Genomic DNA, 25,781 nt, shown 5'->3' on the forward strand with positions numbered 1-25,781 from the left:
GCCGGACGTTTTCGGTGAAGAGCCGCTCGTTTTCGAGCGGCTTTTTTATTGTCCGTCCGCTATCCGCTCGATCTCGCGCACGGTGCGTTGGGTGGCGTCTGAAGCGCAGCAATCCACCACGACGCGCTCCGGCATCCCACGCAGCCACGTCAACTGGCGCTTGCACAACTGCCGCGTCGCGAAGATGCCCTTGTCGCGCATCTCGTCGTAGCCGGTCAGGCCGTCGAGATATTCCCACGCCTGCCGATAGCCGACGCAGCGCATCGACGGCATCGACACGTCGAGATCGCCGCGCGCGCGCAGCCGCTTCACTTCGTCGATGAAACCGTGCGCGAGCATGGCGTCGAAGCGCGCCGCGATGCGCGCATGCAGCACCGCGCGGTCCGACGGTTCGAGCGCGATCGGCACGAAGTCATACGGCGCTTCCTGCTCCAACACGCGCGGCGCGGCGAGCAGCGCGGACATCGGCTGGCCGGTCAGCATATAGATTTCGAGGGCGCGCTGGATGCGCTGCGAATCGTTCGGAGCGAGGCGCGCCGCAGTCTGCGGATCGACAGCCGCGAGCCGCGCGTGCAGCGCGGGCCAGCCGTCGCGCGCGGCGTCGGCGTCGAGCGTGGCGCGCACGGAAGGATCGGCGGGCGGCAGGTCGTTAAGGCCTTGAGTCAGCGCCTTGTAGTACAGCATCGTGCCGCCGACCAGCAGCGGCACGTTGCCCCGCGCGACGATCTCGCCGACCAGCCGCAGGGCATCGGCGCGAAACTGCGCGGCCGAGTACGAGTCGGCCGGATCGATGATATCGATCAGATGATGCGGCGCGGCCGCCCGCTCGGCCGCGTCGGGCTTGGCCGTGCCGATATCCATCTCGCGATAGACGAGCGCGGAATCCACGCTCACGATTTCCACCGGCCGCGCCGACGCCGCCGCGAACGCGAGCGCCGCCGCCGTCTTGCCCGACGCCGTCGGCCCGAGCAGACAGGCTATGTGCAACGCGGAATCGCTCATTGTCCGCGCATGAAGAGGCGGTCGAGGTCCGCGAGCGTCAGCTGATACCACGTCGGGCGGCCGTGATTGCACTGATCGGCGCGTTCGGTAGCTTCCATCTGACGCAAGAGGGCGTTCATTTCGTCGAGCGTCAGGCGGCGATTGGCGCGCACCGCATGGTGGCAGGCGAGCGTGCCGAGCAGTTCGTGCTGGCGCTCGGTGAGCACGCGCGATCCGCCGTACGCGTGCAGATCGGCGAGCACGGCGCGGGCGAGCGCGGCGAGGTCCGCGTCTTTCAGCAACGCGGGCACCGCGCGAATCGCGATGGAAGTCGGCGACAGCACCGCGAGATCGAAGCCGAGCGCGTCCAGCGTCTCGCGCTCTTCATCGACGATGCCGATTTCCACCGGGTCGGCCGTCATCGAGACCGGAATCAGCAGCGGCTGCACGGCGATGGACCGGTCCGCGAGCGCGTGCTTGAACTGCTCGTAGAGGATGCGTTCGTGCGCGGCGTGCATATCCACGATGACGAGCCCGCGCGCGTTCTGCGCGAGCACGTAGATGCCGTGAATCTGCCCGACGGCGAAGCCGAGCGGCTGATCGTCGGCGTGTGCGTGGCTCGCGGGGGCGTAGGCGGGCGCGCCGTCGTCGTTGGCCCACGCGACGGCGGGCGATGCCGCTGCCGCAGACTCGACCGGCGCGGCGGCGTTCTTGCGCCCGAACAACGCGTCGTAGAGCGCGAGCGGCTGCGCGACGGGCAGCGACCCTTGCGTCATGCGCGACTGACGCATCCACGTGGTGCCGTTTTCGTTCCTGGCCGCCGATCCCGCGCTCGCGACAGGGCGCGCGCTGAACGACGCCGGCCCGGTCGGTTCGAGTTGCGCCGCGTGCCCGCCCGCTGTCGTTTCCGGCGACGCGCCCGCGTGCCGCGCCAGCGCGCGCTGGACCGCGTGGAACACGTACTGATGAATCGAGCGCGAATCGCGAAACCGCACTTCGATCTTCGACGGATGCACGTTCACGTCCACCGATTCGGGCGGCAGATCGAGAAACAGCACGTAGGCCGGATAGCGGTTGCCGTGCAACACGTCCTCATACGCGGCGCGAACCGCGTGCGTGAGCAGCTTGTCGCGCACGAAGCGGCCGTTCACGAAGAAATATTGCTGGTCCGCGCGCCCGCGGCTGGCGGTCGGCAGGCCCGCGCAACCGTAGACGGCAAGCGGCCCGGCGCGTTCGTCGAGCGGCAGATGCGAGGTCTCGAACACTTCGCCCAGTATCTTCGCGACGCGCGTGGCCGGATCGCTCGCGTTCCAGTGCTCGACGGCCTTGCCGTTGTGCATCACGGAAATGGCGACGTCCGGCCGCGCGAGCGCCACGCGGCGAATGACTTCGAGGCAATGCCCGAGCTCGGTTTGTTCGCTTTTCAGGAACTTTCGGCGCGCCGGCGTGTTGAAGTAAAGCTCGCGCACGTCGATGGTCGTGCCGACCGTGCCCGCCGCGGGCGAAATAACGCCCGTTTGCGCGTCGATGCGCGTGGCGTGCGCGCATTCTTCTGTGCGGCTCGTGATGAACAGCTCCGCCACCGATGCAATGGAGGCGATGGCTTCGCCGCGAAAACCGAGCGTGGCGACGGCTTCGAGATCGGCGAGCGAGCGGATCTTGCTCGTCGCATGCCTCATGAGCGCGAGCGGGAGTTCTTCGGGAGGCATGCCGCAGCCGTCGTCGGCGATCACGATGCGCTTCACGCCGCCTTCGTCAAGCGTCACGCGCAAGCTGCGCGCGCCGGCATCGAGTGCGTTTTCCAGCAGTTCCTTGACCACGGACGCCGGCCGCTCGACGACTTCGCCCGCGGCAATCTGGCTGATGAGTTGGTCGGGAAGCGGGGCGATGGCGCGCGAACGGCGCGCCACGGCGGCGGTCGAAGCGCCGGCGGAGAGTTCGTTGAGATCGGCCATGCCGAAATTATAGCCATTCGCATCGGCCGCTCGCGGGGCGCATCGTTCCGACAATGCGTCCCAAGATGGCGGTTCGATGCGTGCTTTTTAACCGACGCGCCGGGTCACTTCGGTATCATGGCGCGACCCTTCGCTTGTTGCCGGCTCACTTCTTCGAGGAAAGTTTTTTGGACACGCTGCTGCATTTCCTGGGACTCATCCTGCACATCGACAAATCGCTCGGTGACTTTATCCATACGTACGGCGCATGGGTGTACGCCGTGCTGTTCCTCATCGTGTTCTGCGAAACGGGGCTCGTCGTCTTTCCATTTCTGCCGGGCGATTCGCTGCTTTTTATCGGCGGCGCGTTCGCGGCCACGCACGAGATGGATCTCGGCGCGCTCATCGCGCTGCTGCTGATTGCGGCTGTCGCGGGCAACACGGTCAATTACTGGATCGGACGCGCCATCGGCCCGAAGGTGTTCGATACGAACATACCGGTGCTCGAGCGTTTTCTTGACCGCAAGGCGCTGCAGAAGACGCATAACTTTTACGAACGCCACGGCGGCAAGACGATCGTGATCGCGCGTTTCGTGCCTGTCGTGCGCACCTTCGCGCCGTTCGTGGCGGGGGCGTCCGCGATGAACGCGACGCGCTTTCAGCTTTTCAACATCTTGGGCGCGGCCATCTGGGTGCTGCTTCTCGTGCTGCTCGGCTACTTCTTCGGGAATATCCCGTTCATCCGGCAGTATCTGAACGTGATCGTGCTGGTCGGCATTGGCGCTGCCATCGTGCCGATTGCGTTGGGCGCTCTGTGGAAGATGAGCCGTCGCGGCTCGAAGGTGTGAGCACAGCGTGAGGGAATTCGGCCGGGCCGGCGCTTCGCGTGGCGCGAAGCAACCCGGCCCGACATGCCGATGCGCCCTTACGCGCGCCCTTAGGTGCGCCCTTAGGCGCGCCGGAACAGGCGGATGATGAAAAGCAGCACCACTGCGCCGATCACTGCCGTCAGCAGCGAACCGAGCAAGCCGCCGCCGAGCGAAATGCCGATTGCGCCGAAGAGCCAGTTGCCGAGCACGCCGCCCACGATGCCGACGAGAATGTCCACGAACACGCCGAAGCCCGTACCGTTCATGATGAGGCCGGCGAGCCAGCCGGCGATGCCGCCGATGATGAGGCTGACGATGATTCCATGATGCAGAATTTGCATGCGCTAGTACTCCGGAAAGATGAGGAAAATGCAGGACTGCAGGAGGCTCCCGCTTTCGAGCGCAGTGAATGTAGCCCAAAGCGCGGTGCCAAAAGCGCGCAATGTGTCAAGGATTGTGGATTGTCTGTCCGGCTTGGGGCGTGTGAAGCGGCGGCGTGCTGCGACGTCAACGCGCGGGCGGGCAGAATCGTGAAAAATTTAGAATCCCGAAGGATCAGGCGAAGTTTCGCCTAAAGTGTCTCGTCGACTGACCTGAGGAACTGGATTCTGTAATGTTTTATGCTGTCGCAATTTCGTCCGAACCGAAGGCGAAATGCACTGGCGGGCGCGGATCGCGGCTTGCGGTCATATCGGTTTGCGCGCTGGCGCTTTCGCTGTTGCCCGGCTGCGGCATCGTCGGATGTGTCGGTACTTCGGTGTATGGCGTCGGCTTGACCGTGTGTTAGCGCGGCGGCCGGCGGCGGGAAATTCAAGAGCGTTGCACTAGATCAAGACAAGAGCATGGGAAAGTTGGAGTCGATGCACACAGTTGTCATGGGACCGCGCACTCGGGCGGTCATCGCGAGTTTCGGGCTCGCCGCATCCGTCGCGGCGGGTCTTGCCGGATGCACGTCGACGCCGCGCACGCCTGCGCCCATCGTCGACAATTCGATGTCCCCGCCGCCGCCTGTCGCCGTAAGCGCGCCGGTCAGCACGGCGCCCGTTCCGGTCGCGCCGGCGGCGTCGGCATCCGCGCCGGTCGAGGCGGGTTTCTATCGCGTGAAGCCGGGCGACACGCTCTACGGCATCTCGCGTCAGTACAAGCAGAAGCCCGCCGACCTCGCTGCGTGGAACAACCTGCCGGAGAGCAAGCAGGTCAACGTCGGGCAGGTGTTGCGCGTCGTGCCGCCGGGGGCGTCGATGTCGACGGCGGGTGCGGCTGCGGGTTCTTCTTCGTCTTCGTCTTCGTCTTCGAAAAACCTGCCGCCGCTACTGCCGACGCCGGGGAAGCAGACGGCTGAGAAATCGAGCGAGAAAGCTGCCGAGAAGCCCGCTGCGACGGCGTCCGCGGGCAAGGGCACCTTCGTCTGGCCGGTGAAGGGCGAGATCGTGCGCGGCTTCGGGGCGAGCGGGAGCAAGGGAATCGACATTGCCGGCAAGGTCGGCGAGCCCGTGAAGGCGGCGGCGCCAGGCAAGGTCGTGTATGCGGGAAGCGGCTTGCGGTCGTACGGGCGCATGATCATCGTCCGGCATAGCAACGACTATCTGACCGCTTACGCGTACAACGACAAGCTCCTCGTGCGCGAAGGCGATACGGTCAAACAGGGCGCGACGATCGCTGATATGGGAACGGGCCCGAGCGGGTCGCCGGTGCTGCATTTCGAAATCAGAAAGGCGGGCGCCGCCGTCGATCCCGTGCCGCTGCTCGGCGCGGGCAGTTGAGTCGAAGGAGCCGTATGAAAAGAATCATGTGCGCGGCGCTCGTCGCGGCGTCGTTGCTCGCGGGCTGCGATCAGCAACAGAGCGGGGAAGCGATGAACAAACTCAGCTCGTTTTTCAACTCGGTGAAGCCGGACGTGCTGCTGCTGAAAGACCTCAAGCCCGGCGTCACGAACGAAGCGCAGATTCGCAAGCAGATGGGCGAGCCGGAAACCGAGCGCACCTACACGGACGGCTCGAAGCGCCTCGAATATCCGCGCGGCCCGGCGGGCACAAACACCTACATGGTGGATCTCGATCCGGATGGCCTGCTCGTCTCGGTCACGCAGGTGCTGACTGCCGAGAACATCGCTAAAGTGCGGCCGGGCATGACGCAGGACGAAGTGCGGCGGCTCCTAGGCAAGCCGACGACGGTCGCCGAATACCGGCTGAAGCAAGAGCGCGTGTGGAGCTGGCATTGGCTGGAAGACGGCGTGAATCGCGACGCCATGTTCAATGCGCATTTCGGGCCGGACGGCACGGTGGTCACGACATCGCGTTCGGAGGCGGAGGGCGGCGGACGGCATTGACGACGTGGCGTCGGCAGGGGCGAAGGCGTTGAGGCGATGAGCGAAAAATATATCGGCAAGAGACAGCGCGCATTGATGGACGAAGCGTTGCGATACCGCGAGCGCGCATCCGCGGAAGGGAACGACGACGCGTTCGTCCGCTGGGAATGCACGCGCGGGCATCACTGGGACGACGCGCTGGATGCGTCGCAGAACGTGCGCTGCATGAACTGCGCGACGCAGCGGCGCGAGGCCGAAATCGCTCGGGCGCGGGCGATCGCGGAAGCTCGCGGCGGCGCGCTCGTGCCGTCGTGTCAGACGGGTGCCGCGTCGTCGCTGACTTGGCAATGCGCGTTCGGGCACGTCTGGCAAGCGGATGCCGATGCGGCCCAGCGTCGCTGGTGCGACGAGTGCGCCCGCACCATCTTCGCTCGGTACCGCTGAGCGCACGGCTCGCGAAAAAGAAAAAGCCGGCGATTGCCGGCTTTTAACTTCGTTGTCGGGGCGATGGCTGGTTCACTTCTTCGCCTGCTACTCGCCGGGACGTTGGCAAAGACCTGCGCCAGACATCACGCCCATTCTTTACCCACGGCTCGGTCGAGTGCCGCCCGTCTTCTTGGTCTCTCGTTGCGCTGAAACATCCCCCGTGCGCAAACAGAGTATCGCGCCGGGCGAATTGTCTGAATGTACGGTGACTAACATTTCGTGCCAGATCAGGTTGGCGATGGCGGGGGCAGCCGCGGACGGGGAGTCAGACGACAAAAAAGCCGCTGTCCTTGCGGAACAGCGGCTTTTTCTTGAAGCTGGTGGCGAATCAGGGACTCGAACCCCGGACCTGCGGATTATGATTCCGTCGCTCTAACCGACTGAGCTAATTCGCCGAAAGAAGCCGAGATTATGGCGGCGGTTGAAACGCCTGTCAACCCCTGCCGCGAGTTTTTCCTGAAACGGCGGCAGGCCCGGCAGAACGCAACGCATCAATCCTCGTGATACACGTTCGACTTGGGCGTGTCCTTCACGAACAACATGCCGATCACGAACGTCGCGAGCGCAATCACCACCGGATACCACAGCCCGGAGTAGATGTCGCCGCGCGCCGCCACGATCGCGAAGGCCGTCGCGGGCAGGAAGCCGCCGAACCAGCCATTGCCGATGTGATACGGCAGCGACATCGACGTATAGCGAATCCGCGCCGGGAACATCTCGACGAGCATCGCGGCGATCGGGCCATACACCATCGTCACGAAGATCACGAGGATGGTCAGAATCACGATCGCCATCGGCCAGTTGATGAGCGCCGGATCGGCCTTCGCCGGATAACCCGCGCTCTTCAGCGTGCCGGCGAGCGTCTTGTCGAACGCCGCGCCTTGCGCCTTGGCGTCGGCGGCCTTGCCGTCGTACGTGTTCACGACCGTCTCGCCGACCTTGATCTGCGCCAGCGTGCCGGCAGGCGCGGCCACGTTCTGATAGTTCAGGCCGGCCTTCGACAGCGCGCTCTTCGCAATGTCGCACGAGGACGTGAACTTCGACGTTCCCACCGGATTGAACTGGAACGAGCACTCGTCCGGATTGGCGATCACGGAGATCGGCGACTTCTGCGTCGCGGCTTCGAGCGTCGGGTTCGTGTAGTGCGCGAGCGCCTTGAAGAGCGGGAAGAAGGTCAGCGCCGCGATCAGGCAGCCCGCCATGATGATCGGCTTGCGCCCGATGCGATCCGACAGCGAACCGAAGAACACGAAGAACGGCGTGCCGATGAGCAGCGCGATGGCCACCATGATGTTCGCGCTCGTGCCGTCCACCTTCAGCGTCTGCGTGAGGAAGAAGAGCGAGTAGAACTGGCCCGTGTACCACACGACCGCCTGGCCCGCCGTCAGGCCGAAGAGCGCGAGCAGCACGATCTTCAGGTTCTTCCATTCGCCGAACGCTTCCGTGAGCGGCGCCTTCGAGGTCTTGCCCTCGGACTTGATGCGCTCGAACACCGGCGACTCGTGCAGTTTCATGCGAATCCAGACCGACACGGCGAGCAGCAGGATCGACACGAGGAAGGGCACGCGCCACGCCCACGCGCCGAACTGCTCTTCGCCCGTCGCCGTGCGCACGGCCAGAATCACGATCAGCGAGATGAAGAGGCCGAGCGTCGCGGTTGTCTGAATCCACGCGGTCCACGCGCCGCGCTTGTTGGCGGGCGCGTGTTCGGCCACGTACGTCGCGGCACCGCCGTATTCGCCGCCGAGCGCGAGCCCTTGCAACAGCCGCATCGCGATGAAGATGATCGGCGCGGCGATACCGATGGTCGCGTAGCCGGGCAAAAAGCCGATCAGGAACGTCGAGAGACCCATGATGACGATGGTCACCAGGAACGTGTACTTGCGGCCGACCATGTCGCCGAGCCGCCCGAACACGATCGCGCCGAACGGACGCACCGCGAAGCCCGCCGCGAAGCCGAGCAAGGTGAAGATGAAGCCGGCCGTCGGGTTGACGCCCGAGAAGAACGTCTTGCTGATGTAGATCGCGAGCGAGCCCGCGAGATAAAAGTCGTACCACTCGAACACGGTGCCGAGCGACGAGGCGAAGATGACCTTCCGCTCCTCGTTCGTCATCGGCGCGTGCGAAATGCGCCCTTCGACCGTTGCCATGAATCGTCTCCTTAGGTTTTCCGTCTATCCCGATTCCATCGGGCCGCAAGCGCGGCGCCGGTGCAAGGATTATTGGAACGAAAACTTACGGCGTTCTGACTCGGTCTATGCAGGCTCTTGGTGGGGCCGGAACTACGAAGTTCTGCTAACTCGTCGATAAAGCGCTCAGTTCGGCAAACAAACCGCGCACATCGCGCTGAATCATCGACGCGCTGGCGAATAAGCGCTCAGGGTTTGTCCCGGGCAGGATAAACCCGCTGCAAGCTGACGCGTACCAGCGTCCCGGCAAGCCTCGGCGCTTCCTGATAGACGTGATCCTCGATGGCGAGCGTGCCGCCGTGAATCGTCGCGATCTCCTTGACGATGGCAAGGCCGAGGCCGCTGCCATCGCCTTCGCGGCCGAGGATGCGATAGAACCGCTCGACGACGCGCTCGCGTTCGGCCGGCGGAATGCCGAGGCCGGTGTCTTCCACTTCGAGATGCACGAGATCGACATTCGTCTCGTCGGCCCGCACGCGCACCGTGATGCGCCCGCCGGTCGGCGTGTAGCGGATTGCGTTGTCGATCAGATTGGAGAGCATCTCGCGCAACATCACCGCGTTGCCTTCCACTTCGACCGGATACGGCGGCTCCTCGTAGCCGATGTCCATGCGCTTTGCGAGCGCCGCCTGCACCCAGTCGCGCACGGCGAGGCGCGCGAGATCCGTCAACTCGACGTGCGAGAAAATCTGCCCGTTCGCGCGATTCTCGGCGCGGGCAAGTGCGAGCAGTTGCGTGACGAGCCGCGCGGCGTGTTCCGAGCTGGTCGCAATCTGTTCGAGCGAACGCTGCACTTCGTTCGACACGTCCTGCCGCAGCGCCAGTTCGGCTTGCATGCGCAGGCCGGCGAGCGGCGTTTTCATTTGATGCGCGGCATCGGCGATGAAGCGCTTCTGGAACTCCATGTTCTGTTCGAGCCGCGTGAGCAGATCGTTGAACGACGCGACGAGCGGCGCGATTTCCGGCGGCGCGCGGCCGGCTTCGAGCGGCGAGAGATCGTCGGGGCGGCGCGCGCGGATATTCGATTGCAGCGCATGCAGAGGCGCGAGCCCGCGCGACAGCCCGAACCAGACGAGCACGATGGCGAGCGGCAAGATCACGAACTGCGGCAGGATCACGCCCTTGATGATGTCGTTGGCGAGCTGGCTTCGCTTGTCGAGCGTTTCGGCCACTTGCACGAGCACCGGCTGCGCGTTCGGGGCGTCGAGTGCGCGAAGGTCGACGGTCGTATAGGCGACGCGAATATCGTTGCCGCGCAGCACGTCGTCCCGAAACTCGACGATGCCTGGCTGCGGCCGGTCGTCTTCATGCGGCAAGGGCATGTCGCGGTCGCCGCCGACCAGTTCTCCGCGCGTGCCGAGCACCTGAAAGAACACGCTGTCGACGTTGTCGGCGCGCAGAAAATCACGCGTCGCGTCGGGCAGCCGGAGTTCCGCGACGCCGTTGACCGGCTGAATCTGACGCGCGATGACATAGGCATCCGCTTCGAGCGCGCGGTCGAACGGCCCGTTCGCGATGGACTTCGCGACCAGATAGGTGACCGCAATGCTCATCGGCCAGAGCAGAAGAAGCGGCGCGAGCATCCAGTCGAGAATTTCGCCGAAGAGCGAGCGCGGATGCGTCGCGCTGTCCGGTTCCAGTTCGTCCGGCGGAGCGAAGGGATTGGCGTAGCGCGCGTCGCGCAGCGCGTCGGAGTCGGCGGTGGCTGCGTTGGCCGCGTTTGCCGACGAGGGAGGCGTGCGCGCCGGCTCGTCTGCGCGTTCGCTGGAAACAGGCGAGGCCATGCGTGGCCCGGCTTAGTGACTCGGCGGCATCGGCGCGCTTGCCGACGCGCCGTTCGACGCTTTTTCGAGCGTGTAGCCGAGTCCGCGCACGGTGATGATGCGCGCGCCGCTCGGCTCGATCTTCTTGCGCAGCCGGTGGACGTAGACCTCGATCGCGTTGTTGCTGACTTCTTCGCCCCATTCGCACAGGTGATTGACGAGCTGTTCCTTCGACACCAGCCGCCCGGTCCGCTGCAGCAGCACTTCGAGCACGCCCAGCTCGCGCGCCGACAAGTCGATCACCTGATCGCCGATATGCGCGATGCGTCCCACCTGATCGAACGACAGCGAACCGTGCTTGACGACCGTCGGCCCGCCGCCCGCGCCGCGCCGCGTGAGCGCGCGCACCCGCGCCTCCAGCTCGTTGAGCGCGAAGGGCTTCGCCATATAGTCGTCCGCGCCGAGATCGAGGCCCTTCACGCGTTCGTCGACGCTGTCGGCCGCGGTCAGGATCAGCACGGGCATCTGCGAATTGCGCGCGCGCAGCCGGCGCAGCACTTCGAGACCGGGCATGAGCGGCAGCCCGAGATCGAGGATCAGCAGGTCGAACGGTTGAAGCGTCAGCGCGGTGTCCGCCTCGACGCCATGCTTCACATGGTCGACGGCGTATCCCGATTGGCGGAGTGATCGGACGAGGCCGTCCGCGAGTATGCTGTCGTCTTCGGCAATGAGGATTCGCATCGTCTGTGCGCCTGATGCGCGGTTGCGCATTGCCGGCACCGCATTTCGCCCGGCGCGGCGGTCTCCAGGGTGTTGTGCGGTTTTTGCGCGGTTCGGGCGACGTGGAAAAAAGCCACGCCGTCGCAATCGGGCTTGCAAAAACTACTGTTTTTTTATACAGTGTCTGCATCTGTGCGAAAAGCGGGGTGAAAGTATGCGGAATCCGCATTAGAGCCCGCGCGCACAAGCCTCAGACGCCGTTCATCATAGCAAAGGACGATTCATGGAAGAAAGCAAGAAAGGCCCGGCTGGCATGACTGCGGAAAAGAGCAAGGCCCTCGCTGCCGCCCTCTCGCAGATCGAAAAGCAATTCGGCAAAGGGTCGATCATGCGGCTCGGCGCGGGTGAGGCGGTCGAAGACATTCAGGTCGTGTCCACCGGCTCGCTCGGACTGGATATCGCGCTCGGCGTGGGCGGCCTGCCGCGCGGCCGCGTCGTCGAGATCTACGGTCCGGAATCGTCGGGTAAGACCACGCTCACGCTGCAGGTGATCGCCGAAATGCAGAAGATCGGCGGCACGGCGGCATTCATCGACGCGGAACACGCGCTCGACGTGCAATACGCGCAAAAGCTCGGCGTGAACGTGCAGGAACTGCTGATCTCGCAGCCCGACACGGGCGAGCAGGCGCTGGAAATCGCGGACGCGCTGGTGCGCTCGGGTTCCATCGACATGATCGTCATCGACTCCGTCGCGGCGCTCGTGCCGAAGGCGGAAATCGAAGGCGAAATGGGCGACTCGCTGCCGGGTCTGCAAGCTCGCCTGATGTCGCAGGCGCTGCGCAAGCTCACCGGAACCATCAAGCGCACGAACTGCCTCGTGATCTTCATCAACCAGATCCGCATGAAGATCGGCGTGATGTTCGGCAACCCGGAAACCACCACGGGCGGCAACGCGCTGAAGTTTTATTCGTCGGTGCGTCTGGACATTCGCCGTATCGGTTCCATCAAGAAGAACGACGAAGTGATAGGCAACGAAACGCGCGTCAAGGTGGTGAAGAACAAGGTGTCGCCACCGTTCCGCGAAGCCATCTTCGACATTCTGTACGGCGAAGGCATTTCGCGTCAGGGCGAAATCATCGACCTGGGCGTGCAGGCCAAACTCGTCGACAAGGCGGGCGCGTGGTACAGCTATAACGGCGATCGCATCGGTCAGGGCAAGGACAACGCGCGAGAATTCCTGCGCGAGAACCCGGACATCGCGCGCGAGATCGAGAACAAGATTCGCGAATCGCTGGGTGTGGCGGCGCTGGCGGACGGTGTCACCGCGGGCGCAGCAGTAGCGGACGACGAATAAGCGTCGCGCCGCACGGTCGATGTTCAAGCGCCGGTTCGGATCGAAGGCTGGCAGCGCCGAATTTCGGCGGGGCCGTGCGGGCCGGTCTGACGGCGCGGGTGAGTCGGGCGACGATGCTGCGTTCGAGTCGTCTGCGCGCAGCGGCGGTGAGTCGGCCGATCACGCTTATGGCATAGACCGCTACGAGCGCAGCAGCGAGCGGCGCGCGGCATCCAGCAAATCGCGCTGGTCGACCCGAAGTACGACGTCACGCGCCGGCGCGAAGCCATTCGCGTCGGCGCGTGGTGTTTCTGATACGGCGCAAGGGCTCATGAATGAACCCGACCGGCCAATCCCAACAGAAACATTCGCGGTGGCCGAGTCGCCGCGCTCGGTGGCCAAGTCGTCAAAGACTGCGAGCCCGAAGAGAGATGCGAATCCCGACGCGCCAGCAAGCGCCGCGCATGAGCCGTTGGCGGCGCAAGAGCCTGATCGCGCCGCGCGTCTAGCGCAGGCGCGCTCGCTTCTCGCTAAGGCCACGACGCAACCGGTCCAAAAATTTGACGGGCCGCCTAAGCCGCCGAAAGAAGCGCGCTTACCGGACGACAGCGCAGATCCTTTTTCGAATCGCTTCGAAGACGCCGATCCGTTCGAGCCATTCGAGCAGTGCGCGCCCGAACCACCATCAGACCCGACATACAGCCGCTCGACCGAACGACCGCGCAAGGCACCGGACGCGAACAACCCAAGACGACCGCAACGCTCACTCAAAGGCCGCGCATTGGCCTACCTTTCGCGCCGCGAATACAGTCGCGCGGAGCTGTCGCGCAAACTGCGTCCGTACGTGCAGGAAGCCGACTCGCTCGAAAACACGCTCGACAGCCTGGAACGCGACGGCTGGTTGTCCAACGAGCGTTTCGTGGAGAGCGTCGTTCATCGTCGCGCGCCGCGCATGGGCGGCAGCCGGATCATCAACGAACTGAAGCGGCACGCGGTCGGCGAGGCGTTGATCGGTGAAACGGCGGACAAGCTCGCGCAAACCGAAACCGCGCGCGCCCAGGCCGTGTGGGAGAAGAAGTACGGCGTCGTGCCCGAGACACCCGCCGAGCGTGCAAAACAGGCCCGCTTTCTTGCGGCGCGCGGTTTTTCGGCCAGCACCATCGGAAAAATACTGAAGGGCGGCGACGAAGACTGGATCGACGAGCCGAGCGACGAGTGACGCACCTCGCGGCCCTCGTGACGCGCCGTGCGCCGGCATCCGCCAATCATCAGGCGCATGCACGGCCCGAAATACTCGCTATGCTAAAATTCAACGGTTTCCCGTTCCGGCTTTGGTCCCATGCCTCTTTCTCCGCCCGTTTCCCGACAGTTGCGCCATCGTCGCGCGATTCGGCTGGAAGCGTTCGAGCGGGACGACGGTCTGTGGGACATCGAAGCCTGTCTAACCGATGACAAGCCCCGCGACTTTCCGCTCGCGGCGGGCGTCCGGCCGCAAGGCCTGCCGATCCATGAACTCTGGCTGCGCATCACCATCGACCGCAAGCTCACCATCGTCGACGCCGAGGCGTCTTCCGAGTGGGCGCCTTATGCGGCGTTGTGCGCCGAGTCGAATTCGGCGTATCGCGCGCTCATCGGACTCAATCTGCTCCAGAATTTTCGTCGCGAAGCCGGCGCGCGCCTGCGCGGAACGGCGGGCTGCACGCATCTCACCGAGCTATGCGCCGTGTTGCCGACCGCGGCCATCCAGGCGTTCTCCGGCGAAGTGTGGTCCATCGAGAGCGGCAGTCCTTTCGCGCAAGGCGGAACAGAGTCGGCGTCCGTCCAGCCGCCGTTCCAGCTCGGCCGCTGCCACGCGCTGCGCTTCGACGGCCCGGCCGTGCGCGAATACTATCCACGCTGGTTCGGCCATGAGCCATCGCGGGCGGAGGACCGTGGCCAGGCGGAACGCGAAAGGCCGGACACCTGACACGCTCGCAGACACGCTCCCATGCGCGACGCGGAACGCTCCCGGCAACCGGACAAGAATCAAACAATCAGCGGTTCAAGCAATTCGAAATCGAAGAAGTTCACTCCAACTCTCAGACTGAAGGAATCACGCATGAAGATTCACGAGTACCAGGGTAAGGAAATCCTGCGGAAATTCGGCGTCGCGGTCCCGCGCGGCAAACCCGTGTTCTCGGTGGATGATGCGGTCAAGGCCGCGGAAGAGCTGGGCGGCCCGGTCTGGGTCGTCAAAGCGCAGATTCACGCGGGCGGCCGTGGCAAGGGCGGCGGCGTGAAGGTTGCGAAGTCGATCGAGCAGGTTCGCGAGTACGCGAATCAGATCCTCGGCATGCAGCTCGTCACGCACCAGACCGGTCCGGAAGGCCAGAAGGTGAACCGCCTCCTGATCGAAGAAGGCGCGGACATCAAGAAGGAACTGTACGTCGGCCTCGTGCTCGACCGCGTTTCGCAGAAGATCGTCGTGATGGCGTCGAGCGAAGGCGGCATGGACATCGAGGAAGTCGCGGAAAAGACGCCCGAACTGCTGCACAAGTTCGCCGTCGAGCCGTCGACCGGCCTGCAAGACAAGGACGCGGACGACCTCGCGCGCAAGATCGGCATTCCGGACGCATCGATCCCGCAAGCACGCGCGATCCTGCAGGGCCTCTACAAGGCGTTCTACGAAACCGACGCATCGCTCGCCGAAATCAACCCGCTGATCGTCACCGGCGACGGCAAGGTGATCGCGCTCGACGCCAAGTTCAACTTCGATTCGAACGCGCTCTTCCGTCACCCGGAAATCGTCGCCTATCGCGATCTGGACGAAGAAGATCCGGCTGAAGTCGAAGCGTCGAAGTTCGACCTCGCGTACATCTCGCTCGACGGCAACATCGGCTGTCTCGTGAACGGCGCGGGCCTCGCGATGGCCACGATGGACACCATCAAGCTGTTCGGCGGCGAACCGGCGAACTTCCTCGACGTCGGCGGCGGCGCGACGACCGAAAAGGTCACGGAAGCCTTCAAGCTGATGCTGAAGAACCCGAACCTGAAGGCCATTCTCGTGAACATCTTCGGCGGCATCATGCGCTGCGACGTGATCGCGGAAGGCGTGATCGCGGCGTCGAAGGCCGTGGACCTGAAGGTGCCGCTCGTCGTGCGCATGAAGGGCACCAACGAAGACCTCGGCAAGAAGATGCTGGCGGAGTCGGGACTGCCGATCATTTCGGCCGACAGCATGGAAGAAGCCGCGCAGAAGGTCGTCGCGGCTGCCGAAGGCAAGTAAGCGCGCTTCGCTTACCGAGCCTAAGAGAGCGTTCCACCAGATACGAATGGCGGCGCAAGGCAACTGCTTTGGCGACGCCAAACGAACAGAGGTCACTACATGTCGATTCTGATCAACAAAGACACGAAGGTCATCACGCAGGGCATCACCGGCAAGACCGGCCAGTTCCACACGCGCGCGTGCCGCGAATACGCGAACGGCCGTGAAGCGTACGTTGCGGGCGTGAACCCGAAGAAGGCCGGCGAAGACTTCGAAGGCATTCCCATCTACGCGTCCGTCAAGGAAGCGAAGGCGGAAACCGGCGCGACCGTTTCGGTCATCTACGTGCCGCCCGCGGGCGCAGCCGCCGCGATCTGGGAAGCCGTCGAGGCCGATCTCGATCTCGCGATCTGCATCACGGAAGGCATTCCGGTTCGCGACATGCTCGAAATCAAGGACCGCATGCGCCGCGAAAATCGCAAGACGCTGCTGCTCGGACCGAACTGCCCCGGCACCATCACGCCGGACGAGCTGAAGATCGGCATCATGCCGGGCCACATTCACCGCAAGGGCCGCATCGGCGTGGTGTCGCGTTCGGGCACGCTGACGTACGAAGCGGTCGGCCAACTGACGGCGCTCGGCCTCGGCCAGTCGTCGGCGGTCGGCATCGGCGGCGATCCGATCAACGGTCTGAAGCACATCGACGTGATGAAGATGTTCAACGACGATCCGGAAACGGACGCCGTCATCATGATCGGCGAGATCGGCGGTCCGGACGAAGCGAACGCCGCTTACTGGATCAAGGACAACATGAAGAAGCCGGTCGTCGGCTTTATCGCGGGCGTGACGGCGCCTCCCGGCAAGCGCATGGGCCATGCTGGCGCGCTGATCTCGGGCGGCGCGGACACCGCGGACGCCAAGCTCGAAATCATGGACGCGTGCGGCATCAAGGTCACGAAGAACCCGTCCGAGATGGGCCGCCTGCTGAAGTCGGTGATCTAAGGCAGTCGGGCGCGCAACGCGAGGGTTTGGTACTCTTACTGAATCCTTTCGTTAAGGCGAATAAAAAGCGAGGGAGCGTTGGCTTCCTCGCTTTTTTGTTTCCGGTCACAGCTCGTTCTGCCCATGCTCGAATTTTTCGCGACGCTCCATTGGGGCGCGGTTCTGCAAATCATCGTCATCGACATTCTGCTCGGGGGCGACAACGCCGTCGTGATCGCGCTCGCGTGCCGCGATCTTCCCGCCACGCAGCGCACGCGCGGCATCGTGCTCGGCACCCTCGGCGCCATTGTTTTGCGCGTCGTGCTGATCGCGTTCGCGGTCTTTCTGCTCGATATCCCGTTCCTCAAATTCCTCGGCGGCTTGCTGCTTCTGTGGATCGGCATGAAACTCCTGCAACCCGGCCACGACGAGCCCGACATCGGTTCGTCGGACAAGCTCTGGGCGGCCGTCAAGACGATCATCGTCGCCGACGCGGTGATGAGTCTCGACAACGTAATCGCGATTGCGGGTGCCGCCGAGACCGCGGACCCGCAGCACCGCTTCGTGCTCGTCATTTTTGGGCTCGTCGTGAGCATTCCGCTGATCGTGTGGGGCAGCACGCTGGTGCTGAAGCTGCTCGACCGCTTCCCGATTGTCGTGCTGCTCGGCGCGGGCTTGCTCGGATGGATCGCGGGCGGACTCATCATCGACGATCCGTTCATCGACCGCTGGCCCGCGCTCAACACCGAAGCGGCAGGGTATGCCGCGCGCCTCGCGGGCGCGGCGCTCGTGATCGCGGCGGGCTGGCTGATGAAGCGCCGCGCGCTCGCGAGCACGGGCTGACTCCCCACGTACGCAGGCGTTAGCCGAATGGCCGACTGTCGCGGCCGTCGCGCCCTCCCTACCATCGAAGCGTTCGGTTCGCATATCGCGGCCGACGCTTCGTGTCTTTCAGGGAGTGGCAATGACGAGCATGGCTTTGGATGTAAAGGCGTCGCGCGAGGGCGACGGCTTCGGTGCATGGCTGAAACGCGCGCAGGCCGGCGCGCGCGGTTTCACGCTGATCGAGTTGATGATCGTGCTGGCGATCGTCGGCGTGGTCGCGGCTTACGCGATTCCCGCGTATCAGGACTATCTGTCGCGTAGCCGCGTGGGCGAGGGCATGTCGCTCGCGGCATCGGCGCGGCTCGCGGTGGCCGAGAATGCCGCGAGCGGCGCGGATCTGGCGAGCGCGTATGCGTCGCCGCCGGGCACGCGCAACATCGAGTCCATCCACGTCGACAGCGACAGCGGGCAGATCACGATTGCCTATACGACGCGCGTCGCGCCGGCCGGATCGAATACGCTCGTGCTCGTGCCTTCCGCGCCCGATAACGCCGAGACGCCGACGGCCCGCGTCGCGCTGACGCGCGGCTCGGTGCAGGCGGGCACGATCACGTGGGAATGCTTCGCGGCAGGCAAAGCGGCTTCGTCGCTGCCTGCGCCGGGCGCGGGACCTGCGCCCGCGCAAGCCGCGACCCTGCCGGCCAATCTTGCGCCGCCCGAGTGCCGCGCCTGAGCGAATCGCAAGCGGTGAAGAAGAAGGCATGAGCGCCGCGCGGGAACCGGTGGATTTCGTAGCATTTGCCGGTGCGCGGCGCACAGCGGACGCAAAGTTTTGTATAGTGCGCCGGTTCCCGACGTTCCCAGCCCCTCATGCCTTCCCAATTCGCGCGCTACCTTTGCTTTGCCGTTCTGTGTCTTGCGTTGACGATTCCGTTCGGCGTCGTCAACCACACGTATCCGATCCCGACGTTCTACGCCGAATACAGCGCGTTGGCCTTGTATCTCGCGCTCGGAGCCACGGTCGCCATACTCGTCCGCGTTTCGGAGCCGCGCGTGCCGTTCGCGTCGCCGGTTGTCGGGCTGATGCCGCTCGCGTTCGGCATCGTGCTGGTGGCGCAGACGGTGCTGCTGCCGGTCGCGCAGCCTTCGATGAACTGGCTCGGCGGCGCCTATCTGCTCGCATCGTTCGTGGCCGTGCATACGGGGTTCGGGCTGGTGCGCGCGGGACTGTCGGAGAAGGCGCTGCGCATCGGCGCTGCCGCGTTGCTGGCGGGCGGCCTCTTCGCGGTGTTCTGCCAGACCGTGCAGTTGTTCCACATGGAAGCCCGGTTCGCGCCGTTCGTCGTGGCCTACAACGTCGCGACGGAACGGCGGCTCTTCGGCAACATGGCGCAGGCGAACCATCTCGCGACCGTCATCGCGTTCGGCCTGGCAGGGGCGATGTATCTGGTGCAGACGCGCCGCATGCCGGTGGTGATCGGGCTCGTGGTGTCGGCGGTGCTTTCGTTCGGGCTCGCGCTCACCGTCTCGCGCGGACCGTGGCTGCAAACGGCGGTAATCGTCGTCGCCGGATTCTGGATGGCCTTCATTCGCCGACGCCCCGGCGCGGCGGACGACCTCGACGGCCCGACCGGGAGCGATGGACGCGAGGCGCGTGACGTCCGCGCATGGGTCGTGCCGTTCGTGCTTGCCGTGCTCTTCGTGGCGGTGAACGCGGTGGTGCGCTGGGTGAACGTGCGCTATCAACTGGACCTCGCGCAATCGGCGGCGGAGCGCATGCAGGACGCCAATCAGATCGCGCCGCGTCTCGCGCTGTGGAAGTACGGCTGGACGATGTTCAAGACGCATCCGCTGCTCGGCGTCGGCTGGGGCGAGTTTCCGCGTTACCAGTTCGACATGGTGCGCGAGCTCGGCGGCGTCGAGATTGCGAACAACGCGCACGATATCTTCATCGACCTGTTGGCGAAGACCGGGCTGCTCGGCGTCGCGGTGCTGGTTGCGGGCATCGTCTTGTGGCTGATTCGCGTGCTGCGGGCGCCGCATACGCCGGCGCGCGTTTTCGCGCTCTCGCTGCTGGGCGTGCTGATGATGCACGCGCTCGTCGAATATCCGCAGCAGTACATGTTCTTTCTGATGCCCGCGATGCTCGTGATCGGTCTTCTGGAGACGCGGCCGTTGCGGCTCGTGGCGCGGCCGGTGTCGTATGGCGTCTATGTCTTTCTCGTCGTGGCGGGTCTGATCGCGCTCTATCCGACGATGCGCGACTACAACCGCGCCGAGGTGCTGTACTACGGCTCGCGGCCCGCGGAGCAGTATCGCGACGATCCGTCGTTCCTCTTCGGCGCTTGGGGCGAGTATGGCGCGGCGACGCTGCTGCCGATGAACGCGCAGGACATCGAAGCGAAGCTGGCGGCGCATCGGCAGGCCATCGCTTTGCTGCCCGGCGAGACGGTGTTGCGCCGTTACGCGGTGTTGCAGGCGCTCGCGGGTCAGCGTAGCGAAGCAATGGATACGATGGCGCGTCTGCAAATCTTCGCGACCCAACTCCATGACTGGCCGACGCAACTTGCGTCGGTGTATCGGACCGTCGATGAAATCGGTGCGCCGTTGGCGGGCTTCAAGGCCGATCTGGTCAAGCGGTATGGGTCGCCGGAGGGCACCGATTCCCCCACGGACGACGACGCCGACGAATAAGCGCCGGCTCGGGCGCGGTTCAGGCGGACGGCTGAGAGTCCGCCACCCAGTCGCCCGACTTCCCGCCGTGCTTTTCCATCACGCGCACGTTCGTGATGGTCATGCCGCGATCGACGGCCTTGCACATGTCGTAGATGGTCAGCAGGCCGACTTGCACGGCGGTGAGCGCCTCCATCTCGACGCCCGTGCGCCCCACGGTCTCGACGCGTACTTCGCAATGCACGCCGGGCAGCGCGTCATCGACGGAAAACTCGACGGCCACGCGCGTCAGGGCAAGCGGATGACACAGCGGGATCAGATCGGCGGTGCGCTTTGCGCCCTGGATGGCCGCGATGCGCGCGACGCCGAGCACATCGCCCTTTTTCGCGCGTCCTTCGCGGATCAGTGCGAGCGTGTCGTCGCGCATGACGATGGACCCGCGCGCCACCGCGATGCGCCGCGTCTCGTTCTTGCCGCCGACATCGACCATGTGCGCCTCGCCGGCGGCATCGAAATGTGTGAGTCCGGACATAGCGTCTCCTTGCAGTGGGCGCTTATCTTACCAGCGGGGCCTCCGGCAAATTCGGCGCGAAGCCGTGTCCGCACGTACCGCCGCGCGGGCAACACTTGATACGATAAGCGCGTTCCTGTTCTCACGCTGACCGCCGGCGACGCTCCGGCTTCGCGCCATGCTCTTGAATCGTCCGAGCCGCGGGCTCGTGTTCGCCTTGTGCCTCAGTCTCGCCATGCCGCCGTTCGCTGCGGCGCAGGCGGGCGCGAGCGCGGGTCGTGGGGAGCATGACGCGAGCGCGGCGAAGGCGACGAACGCGGTGAACATCGCGACCGGGACGACCGAGACGACTTCGACGGCTTCGACGACTTCGACGAACGCGACTAACCGGGCAAACTTGGCCAACGGTGCAGCAGCGACAAGCGCGACAAGCACGACGAGCGCGGCGAGCGCGGCGAATACGGCCAATACAGTCAACGCGACCAACGCAAGAATTGCGACCAACGCGACCAACGCGACCCACGCGACGAACGCGACCAACGCGACGAACGGGCCGACCGCAGCGAATGCAACCAACGCCGCGAACGCAACCTCGCAGCCCCCCGCAACCTCCACCGCCAGCACACCACCTAACACCGTCGCCGACGGCATCTTCGGCGTCTACGGCGGCGCCGAAAGCCGCTTCGCCAATCGGCCGGGCGCGATGGCGGGCCTGCGCGCGCCGCTGTCGTCCGTGCAACTGCCGGATCTGGGCGACGGCTCCGGCGGCACGCTCTCGCCTCAGGCGGAGCGCAAGCTCGGCGAGCGGATGATGCGCGAAGTCCGCGCCGATCCCGACTACCTCGACGACTGGCTGATCCGCGATTACCTCGACTCCATCGCATCGAAGCTCTCCGCTGCCGCCGCGACGCAGTACCTCGGCGGCTATCGTCCGGACTTCGAACTCTTCGCCGTGCGCGATGCGCAGATCAACGCGTTCTCGATGCCGGGCGGCTTCGTCGGCGTCAACACGGGGCTGATCTCGGCGACGCAGACGGAATCGGAACTCGCGTCCGTCGTCGGGCACGAGATGGGGCACGTGCTCCAGCGCCACATCGCGCGCATGATCGGCGCGCAGGAGAAGAGCGGGTACGCGGCGCTCGCGGCCATGCTCGCCGGGCTGCTGGCGGGCGTCATGACGCACAGCGGCGATCTCGGCATGGGCATCGCGATGGGCGGACAGGCCTTCGCCGTCGATAACCAGCTGCGCTTTTCACGCGCCGCCGAGCACGAGGCCGACCGCGTCGGCTTTCAGATGCTCGCGGCAGCGGGCTACGATCCCTACGCGATGACCGCGTTCTTCGAGCGGCTCGACCGCGCGTCGATGGCCGATAACGGCGTGCCGGCGTACGCGCGCACGCATCCGCTGACGACCGAGCGCATCGCCGACATGGAGGACCGCGCGCGACGGGTGCCGTACCGGCAGCCGCGGCAGTCGCCGGAATACGCGTTCGTGCGTGCGCGCTCGCGCGTGCTTCAGGTCAACTATGCGAGCGACTATCGCGAGGTCGCGAGCCGTCTAAAGTCGGAAATCGACGACCAGACCGCGCTCAATCCCGCCGCGAACTGGTACGGCATCGCGCTCGCGCGTTCGCTGATGGGCGATTACGACGCCGCCAACGATGCGCTCGCCAACGCCCGGCGGCTCTTCGAAGGCGAGGAGGCGAGCGCGGCGGCGGCTTCGGTGCAGGCGCGGCGCGAACTGGCGCAGACGGTCGAGGGCGGTCCAGCTAAGAGCCCCCGGGCTTCCGGAGCCAGTGCGGCGTCGGGCGCGCGCAGCGAAAGCAAGTCCCACGCACAGGGGCAAAAGCGTGCGTCGAGCGCGCAAAGCGAAAGCCTTGCCGCATCGTCGCGATACGGCGCTTCGGCTCCGGCGGCGGGCGTTGGCGCCGGAATCGAAGCTTCGCGTGCGCCTGAGGGCGCGACGGAAGCGCCACCTTCCCAAGCGGCCAACGCTCACGGCGCGTCCGTTTCGGCGGCCAACGCTCGGGGCGGAATGCAAGCTGCGCGTGCTCCTGTTCGCGGCGAGGACGTGCCACCTTCTCGAGCGGTCAATCTTCGCGACGCGTCCACAACCAACGCCGCCCCGCACTCGACGCCACAGACCGCCGCGCTCGCGACCCCCTCCGCGCCGGCCGTCTCGATGTCTTCGCTCCTGAGCAGCAGCGCATACGGTGCGCTGAACGCGCCCAACGCCGAGCGCGCCGCGCCTGCTGCGGCAAGCGCGCCCATCGCGCTCCCGCCCGTGCGCGTGACCGCCCACGAAGCCGCCCGCAGCACGCCGAGCCTCGACGTGCTCGCCGCCGACATCGCGCGTCGCGCGGGCCGCTACGACGACGCCGTGCGCCTCGCCGATATCGCCCAGACGCGCTGGCCCAACTCGCACGCGGCGATCGACGCGCATCTGCAAGCGCTGATGGCCGCGCATCGCTACGAGGAAGCGCAGACGCTCGCGCGCCGCGAAACGCGCGCAGAACCGGCGCGCGGGGACTGGTGGCTGTATCTGGCGCAGGCCAGCGCGGGCTTGAACGATCCGCTGCGCCAGCATCAGGCGATGGCCGAGAAACTGGCGCTCGACGGCGCATGGCCGTCCGCCATCCGCCAGCTGAAGGAAGCACGCGATGTCAGAACCGCCAGCTTCTACGATCTCTCGACGATTTCCGCGCGGCTGCGCGATTTCGAAGCACGCTACAAGGAAGAGCGCGACGAGGAAAAAAGGAGCTGACGCTTCAGGCTTTCGATGCCGCGCGCGCAGCCGGACTGGCGACGAACCGGAAGCGCGACTCGACGTCGGCGCGTGCGATAGGCTGTAACGGCAGATCGGCTCCATCGCGCAAATGGAAGACGCCGCCGCGCGACGCGTCATCGAACGTCGCGTGGCTCGAAAACAGATCGAGATCGTGATCGTGCAGGGCGGCGACGCGCGGCGGCGTGGCAGCGTCGGAAAAGAGCAGGGCGCCTTCGTCGTCGAGAAATGCCTGCGCCGGGTCGAACGGTGCGCCGGTATGGTCCGTCAGCCGCAATGCGCCGTCCATCGCGGAAAGACGCACGATCCACGGCGTATAAGCCAGTTCCACATACACGCGCTGCGGCCCGTTCTGAAAGAACCACTGGCCGTCCGGATCGCGCTCGTAATTGCGGTTGATGAAGCCGATCAGCGCTTCGTGGCGAATGGCATCGCCGAGCGCGCCCGCGGCCTGTGCGGCCTCGTCCCGCATGCGCCACTGACCGCGGCGGTCCAGCAACAGCCAGCCCGTGCAATGCGGAACGTTCGGCCACTTGGCCAGCGCCTGCTTGACGATCTCATCCATGATTCATTCGCCCGGAAGAAAATGTTCGAGGTAGCCGAACACGCGCGACGACAGCCAGTCGATGCGTCCCGGAAACGGCCCCGTCATGAAGCCGACATGGCCGCCGTGGTTCGGCTGATCGAGCGTGACGGACGCCGACACTTCGGCCTGCGAAGGCAGCGCGCGCTCGGGCAGGAACGGATCGTTGCGGGCGTTCAAGACGAGCGCCGGCACTTCGATGCGGTTCAGATGCGCGCGGATGGTCGCCGTCGTCCAGTAATGGTCGGCATCGCGAAAACCGTGCAGTGGCGCGGTCACGACGTTGTCGAATTCATAGAGCGTGCGCGCGGCGAGCACGGCGTGGCGGTCGTACAGACCCGGAAACTGATCGAGCTTCGCGAGCGCCTTCTTCTTGAGCGACTTCAGGAAGCTGCGCGTATAGATCATGCCGAAGCCTTGCGAGATCGCCTGACCGCCCGCGTGGACATCGAGCGGCGCCGAAATGGCGGCGGCCGCGCTGATAATCGAAGCGTCCGTGCCTCGCTCGCATAGCCAGTGCAGAAGCACATTGCCGCCGAGCGACACGCCCGCCGCGACGATCGGGCCCGCATGCCTTTCGCGCAGTCGCCGCAAGATCCAGTCGACTTCCGCGCTATCGGCGAGGTGGTAAAAGCGCGGCAGCCGGTTCATCGGGCCGCTGCAACTGCGAAAGTGCGGCACCACGCCGTGCCAGCCGCGCGCATGGGCGGCGGCCATCATCGTGCGGGCATAGTGGGAGTCGGAGTTGCCTTCGAGGCCATGAAACAGCACGAAAAGCGGCGCGGTCGATGCCGGGCGCGTTGCGTCATCGTGCGCGAGCCAGTCCACGTCGATGAAATCGCCGTCCGGCGTATCCCAGCGTTCGCGCCGATAACGCACCGCCGGCTTGCGCCCGAAGAGCGCGGGCACGATGGTTTGCGCGTGACTTGTCGGCAGCCAGCGCGGCGCGCTGTAGAGCCATTGCGAGACGGGTTCGGCGAGCACGCTGCCTGCGGCCTGCACGGTTTCCTTCAGCGCGACTGCGGGCGCCTTGTCCACGAACGACGAATCGTGTTTCAACAACGGATCGCGCTTCATGGCCTTCTCCCCGGCGAACGTCTTTTCTATGCTTCGTGACTGCGGTATTTCAGTGCAACGGTCCCTGCCCGTGACGCAGCTTCGCGGCGAACTGGCCGGCCGCTTCCATCGGCATTTCGCTCGCGTGAATGTGCGCAATACGCCATTCGCCGCGTTCGTGAACCATCACGTAAGTCGAGAAAATCATGCGCGGCGCGGCGGTCCCGGCCGGCTGATGCGCCTCCGCGATTGCATACACGACCGTGCCGAGGCTGTCGTACACGCGAATATCGAGCGGCTCGATGCTGACGGCCTGCGCGCCGAACTGCTTGCCGAGGCCCGCGCGAATGCTTTCGAGGCCATGCAGATGCGTGCCGTCCGCGCAGATGCAGGTGGCGAACTCCTCGTCGATCCAAAGCGACATCACAGCGTCGATGCTGTTGTCCGCGACAGCCTGATAGTAAGCGTTGAGAGTGTCGGCGGCGGCTTCGAATAGGCGGGCGAAACGTGGCATGGGCTCGTGGGTCTCTGGCATTCGCG

At 65.3% G+C, this 25,781-nt stretch carries 22 protein-coding genes, 1 tRNA gene and 1 pseudogene; 13 read left to right on the plus strand and 11 right to left on the minus strand.

All coding sequences use genetic code 11. The features are described 5' to 3' along the window. Nucleotides 1–45: 45 nt before the first annotated feature. Together miaA and mutL are read right to left on the minus strand one after the other, a co-directional pair. Nucleotides 46–1,002: a tRNA (adenosine(37)-N6)-dimethylallyltransferase MiaA gene (gene miaA, locus LDZ26_RS02075; RefSeq protein ID WP_244847957.1), complete on the minus strand. Its 957-nt coding sequence runs from the start codon at nt 1,000–1,002 to the stop codon at nt 46–48. Beyond that, complete coding sequence (mutL, locus tag LDZ26_RS02080) at nt 999–2,936, minus strand: DNA mismatch repair endonuclease MutL (protein WP_244847958.1); 1,938 nt, start codon at nt 2,934–2,936, stop codon at nt 999–1,001. Before mutL ends, miaA begins: the two co-directional genes overlap by 4 nt. Nucleotides 2,937–3,103: 167 nt before the next feature. On the opposite strand from mutL, the gene LDZ26_RS02085 reads away from it, so the two are divergent. Beyond that, entirely contained in the window at nt 3,104–3,763 is a 660-nt protein-coding gene (locus tag LDZ26_RS02085; protein WP_244847959.1) for a VTT domain-containing protein, read from the plus strand. 101 nt (nt 3,764–3,864) lie between these two features. Here LDZ26_RS02085 and LDZ26_RS02090 read toward each other — a convergent pair whose 3' ends face one another. Then, a complete protein-coding gene (locus LDZ26_RS02090) occupies nt 3,865–4,116 on the minus strand; it encodes a GlsB/YeaQ/YmgE family stress response membrane protein (RefSeq protein ID WP_244848846.1) in 252 nt (83 codons plus the stop codon). A 543-nt stretch (nt 4,117–4,659) separates the two neighbouring features. Here LDZ26_RS02090 and LDZ26_RS02095 point away from each other — a divergent pair. From LDZ26_RS02095 to LDZ26_RS02105, 3 genes are read left to right on the plus strand one after another with little or no spacing between them, the layout of a single operon-like run. Next, nucleotides 4,660–5,547, plus strand: a complete 888-nt coding sequence (locus LDZ26_RS02095) for a peptidoglycan DD-metalloendopeptidase family protein (RefSeq protein ID WP_244847960.1) — start codon at nt 4,660–4,662, stop codon at nt 5,545–5,547. Nucleotides 5,548–5,561: 14 nt separating this feature from the next. After that, the gene (bamE, locus tag LDZ26_RS02100) at nt 5,562–6,113 is read left to right on the plus strand and encodes an outer membrane protein assembly factor BamE (protein ID WP_175939542.1); all 552 of its coding nucleotides are present in this window, start codon (nt 5,562–5,564) and stop codon (nt 6,111–6,113) included. A 36-nt stretch (nt 6,114–6,149) separates the two neighbouring features. Beyond that, on the plus strand, nt 6,150–6,536 hold the full coding sequence (locus LDZ26_RS02105; protein WP_244847961.1) for a hypothetical protein: 387 nt from the start codon (nt 6,150–6,152) through the stop codon (nt 6,534–6,536). A 360-nt stretch (nt 6,537–6,896) separates the two neighbouring features. Here the strand turns inward: LDZ26_RS02105 and LDZ26_RS02110 are convergent. From LDZ26_RS02110 to LDZ26_RS02125, 4 genes are all read right to left on the minus strand, one after another. After that, nucleotides 6,897–6,973: transfer RNA gene (locus LDZ26_RS02110), tRNA-Met, on the minus strand. Between the two features lie 96 nt (nt 6,974–7,069). After that, nucleotides 7,070–8,728 carry an MFS transporter gene (locus LDZ26_RS02115; RefSeq protein WP_244847962.1) on the minus strand — a complete coding sequence of 553 codons (1,659 nt, stop codon included), beginning with the start codon at nt 8,726–8,728 and terminating at the stop codon, nt 7,070–7,072. Nucleotides 8,729–8,955: 227 nt separating this feature from the next. After that, nucleotides 8,956–10,551, minus strand: coding sequence for a sensor histidine kinase (locus LDZ26_RS02120; RefSeq protein ID WP_244847963.1), 1,596 nt, complete (start codon nt 10,549–10,551; stop codon nt 8,956–8,958). 12 nt (nt 10,552–10,563) lie between these two features. Continuing rightward, nucleotides 10,564–11,271 carry a response regulator gene (locus LDZ26_RS02125; RefSeq protein ID WP_370650627.1) on the minus strand — a complete coding sequence of 236 codons (708 nt, stop codon included), beginning with the start codon at nt 11,269–11,271 and terminating at the stop codon, nt 10,564–10,566. Nucleotides 11,272–11,533: 262 nt separating this feature from the next. On the opposite strand from LDZ26_RS02125, the gene recA reads away from it, so the two are divergent. From recA to LDZ26_RS02165, 8 genes are all read left to right on the plus strand, one after another. Next, on the plus strand, nt 11,534–12,604 hold the full coding sequence (gene recA / locus LDZ26_RS02130) for a recombinase RecA (protein WP_305038311.1): 1,071 nt from the start codon (nt 11,534–11,536) through the stop codon (nt 12,602–12,604). Between the two features lie 19 nt (nt 12,605–12,623). Continuing rightward, nucleotides 12,624–13,802, plus strand: coding sequence for a recombination regulator RecX (gene recX / locus LDZ26_RS02135; protein WP_370650628.1), 1,179 nt, complete (start codon nt 12,624–12,626; stop codon nt 13,800–13,802). Between the two features lie 120 nt (nt 13,803–13,922). Continuing rightward, the gene (locus tag LDZ26_RS02140) at nt 13,923–14,549 is read left to right on the plus strand and encodes a DUF2889 domain-containing protein (protein WP_244847965.1); all 627 of its coding nucleotides are present in this window, start codon (nt 13,923–13,925) and stop codon (nt 14,547–14,549) included. 132 nt (nt 14,550–14,681) lie between these two features. Next, a complete protein-coding gene (gene sucC / locus LDZ26_RS02145) occupies nt 14,682–15,848 on the plus strand; it encodes an ADP-forming succinate--CoA ligase subunit beta (protein ID WP_244847966.1) in 1,167 nt (388 codons plus the stop codon). 99 nt (nt 15,849–15,947) lie between these two features. Next, nucleotides 15,948–16,829 carry a succinate--CoA ligase subunit alpha gene (gene sucD, locus LDZ26_RS02150; RefSeq protein WP_159835338.1) on the plus strand — a complete coding sequence of 294 codons (882 nt, stop codon included), beginning with the start codon at nt 15,948–15,950 and terminating at the stop codon, nt 16,827–16,829. Nucleotides 16,830–16,952: 123 nt separating this feature from the next. Further along, on the plus strand, nt 16,953–17,651 hold the full coding sequence (locus LDZ26_RS02155; RefSeq protein WP_244847967.1) for a TerC family protein: 699 nt from the start codon (nt 16,953–16,955) through the stop codon (nt 17,649–17,651). Between the two features lie 130 nt (nt 17,652–17,781). Continuing rightward, the gene (locus LDZ26_RS02160) at nt 17,782–18,366 is read left to right on the plus strand and encodes a pilin (RefSeq protein ID WP_370650658.1); all 585 of its coding nucleotides are present in this window, start codon (nt 17,782–17,784) and stop codon (nt 18,364–18,366) included. Nucleotides 18,367–18,503: 137 nt separating this feature from the next. Further along, a complete protein-coding gene (locus tag LDZ26_RS02165; RefSeq protein ID WP_244847968.1) occupies nt 18,504–20,327 on the plus strand; it encodes a Wzy polymerase domain-containing protein in 1,824 nt (607 codons plus the stop codon). Between the two features lie 19 nt (nt 20,328–20,346). Here LDZ26_RS02165 and moaC read toward each other — a convergent pair whose 3' ends face one another. Continuing rightward, on the minus strand, nt 20,347–20,838 hold the full coding sequence (gene moaC, locus LDZ26_RS02170) for a cyclic pyranopterin monophosphate synthase MoaC (RefSeq protein WP_244847969.1): 492 nt from the start codon (nt 20,836–20,838) through the stop codon (nt 20,347–20,349). 472 nt (nt 20,839–21,310) lie between these two features. On the opposite strand from moaC, the pseudogene LDZ26_RS25625 reads away from it, so the two are divergent. Continuing rightward, nucleotides 21,311–22,771 (plus strand): annotated as a pseudogene (locus tag LDZ26_RS25625) (M48 family metalloprotease); the annotation flags it as partial. Between the two features lie 814 nt (nt 22,772–23,585). Here the strand turns inward: LDZ26_RS25625 and LDZ26_RS02185 are convergent. Genes LDZ26_RS02185 through LDZ26_RS02195 form a run of 3 tightly spaced genes read right to left on the minus strand, consistent with a single transcriptional unit; the run spans nt 23,586 to nt 25,755 of the window. Beyond that, complete coding sequence (locus tag LDZ26_RS02185; protein ID WP_244847971.1) at nt 23,586–24,167, minus strand: DUF2946 family protein; 582 nt, start codon at nt 24,165–24,167, stop codon at nt 23,586–23,588. Between the two features lie 3 nt (nt 24,168–24,170). Continuing rightward, nucleotides 24,171–25,262 carry a hydrolase gene (locus LDZ26_RS02190; protein ID WP_244847972.1) on the minus strand — a complete coding sequence of 364 codons (1,092 nt, stop codon included), beginning with the start codon at nt 25,260–25,262 and terminating at the stop codon, nt 24,171–24,173. 49 nt (nt 25,263–25,311) lie between these two features. After that, nucleotides 25,312–25,755 (minus strand): nuclear transport factor 2 family protein, encoded by a 444-nt coding sequence (locus tag LDZ26_RS02195; protein ID WP_175939561.1) that lies wholly within the window; start codon nt 25,753–25,755, stop codon nt 25,312–25,314. Between the last annotated feature and the right edge of the window lie 26 nt (nt 25,756–25,781).

This window comes from Caballeronia sp. SL2Y3 (assembly GCF_022879575.1).
GTDB lineage: Bacteria > Pseudomonadota > Gammaproteobacteria > Burkholderiales > Burkholderiaceae > Caballeronia.

Bases quoted from the DNA above. Each gene is read 5' to 3' on its own strand.
- miaA (WP_244847957.1), bottom strand. From the start codon at position 1,002: ATGAGCGATTCCGCGTTGCACATAGCCTGTCTGCTCGGGCCGACGGCG.
- recX (WP_370650628.1), top strand. From the start codon at position 12,624: ATGTTCAAGCGCCGGTTCGGATCGAAGGCTGGCAGCGCCGAATTTCGG.
- LDZ26_RS02185 (WP_244847971.1), bottom strand. From the start codon at position 24,167: ATGGATGAGATCGTCAAGCAGGCGCTGGCCAAGTGGCCGAACGTTCCG.
- bamE (WP_175939542.1), top strand. From the start codon at position 5,562: ATGAAAAGAATCATGTGCGCGGCGCTCGTCGCGGCGTCGTTGCTCGCG.
- recA (WP_305038311.1), top strand. From the start codon at position 11,534: ATGGAAGAAAGCAAGAAAGGCCCGGCTGGCATGACTGCGGAAAAGAGC.
- LDZ26_RS02095 (WP_244847960.1), top strand. From the start codon at position 4,660: ATGGGACCGCGCACTCGGGCGGTCATCGCGAGTTTCGGGCTCGCCGCA.
- LDZ26_RS02105 (WP_244847961.1), top strand. From the start codon at position 6,150: ATGAGCGAAAAATATATCGGCAAGAGACAGCGCGCATTGATGGACGAA.
- LDZ26_RS02115 (WP_244847962.1), bottom strand. From the start codon at position 8,728: ATGGCAACGGTCGAAGGGCGCATTTCGCACGCGCCGATGACGAACGAG.
- LDZ26_RS02120 (WP_244847963.1), bottom strand. From the start codon at position 10,551: ATGGCCTCGCCTGTTTCCAGCGAACGCGCAGACGAGCCGGCGCGCACG.
- LDZ26_RS02155 (WP_244847967.1), top strand. From the start codon at position 16,953: ATGCTCGAATTTTTCGCGACGCTCCATTGGGGCGCGGTTCTGCAAATC.
- LDZ26_RS02140 (WP_244847965.1), top strand. From the start codon at position 13,923: ATGCCTCTTTCTCCGCCCGTTTCCCGACAGTTGCGCCATCGTCGCGCG.
- LDZ26_RS02190 (WP_244847972.1), bottom strand. From the start codon at position 25,262: ATGAAGCGCGATCCGTTGTTGAAACACGATTCGTCGTTCGTGGACAAG.
- sucC (WP_244847966.1), top strand. From the start codon at position 14,682: ATGAAGATTCACGAGTACCAGGGTAAGGAAATCCTGCGGAAATTCGGC.
- LDZ26_RS02160 (WP_370650658.1), top strand. From the start codon at position 17,782: ATGGCTTTGGATGTAAAGGCGTCGCGCGAGGGCGACGGCTTCGGTGCA.
- moaC (WP_244847969.1), bottom strand. From the start codon at position 20,838: ATGTCCGGACTCACACATTTCGATGCCGCCGGCGAGGCGCACATGGTC.
- LDZ26_RS02125 (WP_370650627.1), bottom strand. From the start codon at position 11,271: ATGCGAATCCTCATTGCCGAAGACGACAGCATACTCGCGGACGGCCTC.
- LDZ26_RS02165 (WP_244847968.1), top strand. From the start codon at position 18,504: ATGCCTTCCCAATTCGCGCGCTACCTTTGCTTTGCCGTTCTGTGTCTT.
- sucD (WP_159835338.1), top strand. From the start codon at position 15,948: ATGTCGATTCTGATCAACAAAGACACGAAGGTCATCACGCAGGGCATC.
- LDZ26_RS02195 (WP_175939561.1), bottom strand. From the start codon at position 25,755: ATGCCACGTTTCGCCCGCCTATTCGAAGCCGCCGCCGACACTCTCAAC.
- mutL (WP_244847958.1), bottom strand. From the start codon at position 2,936: ATGGCCGATCTCAACGAACTCTCCGCCGGCGCTTCGACCGCCGCCGTG.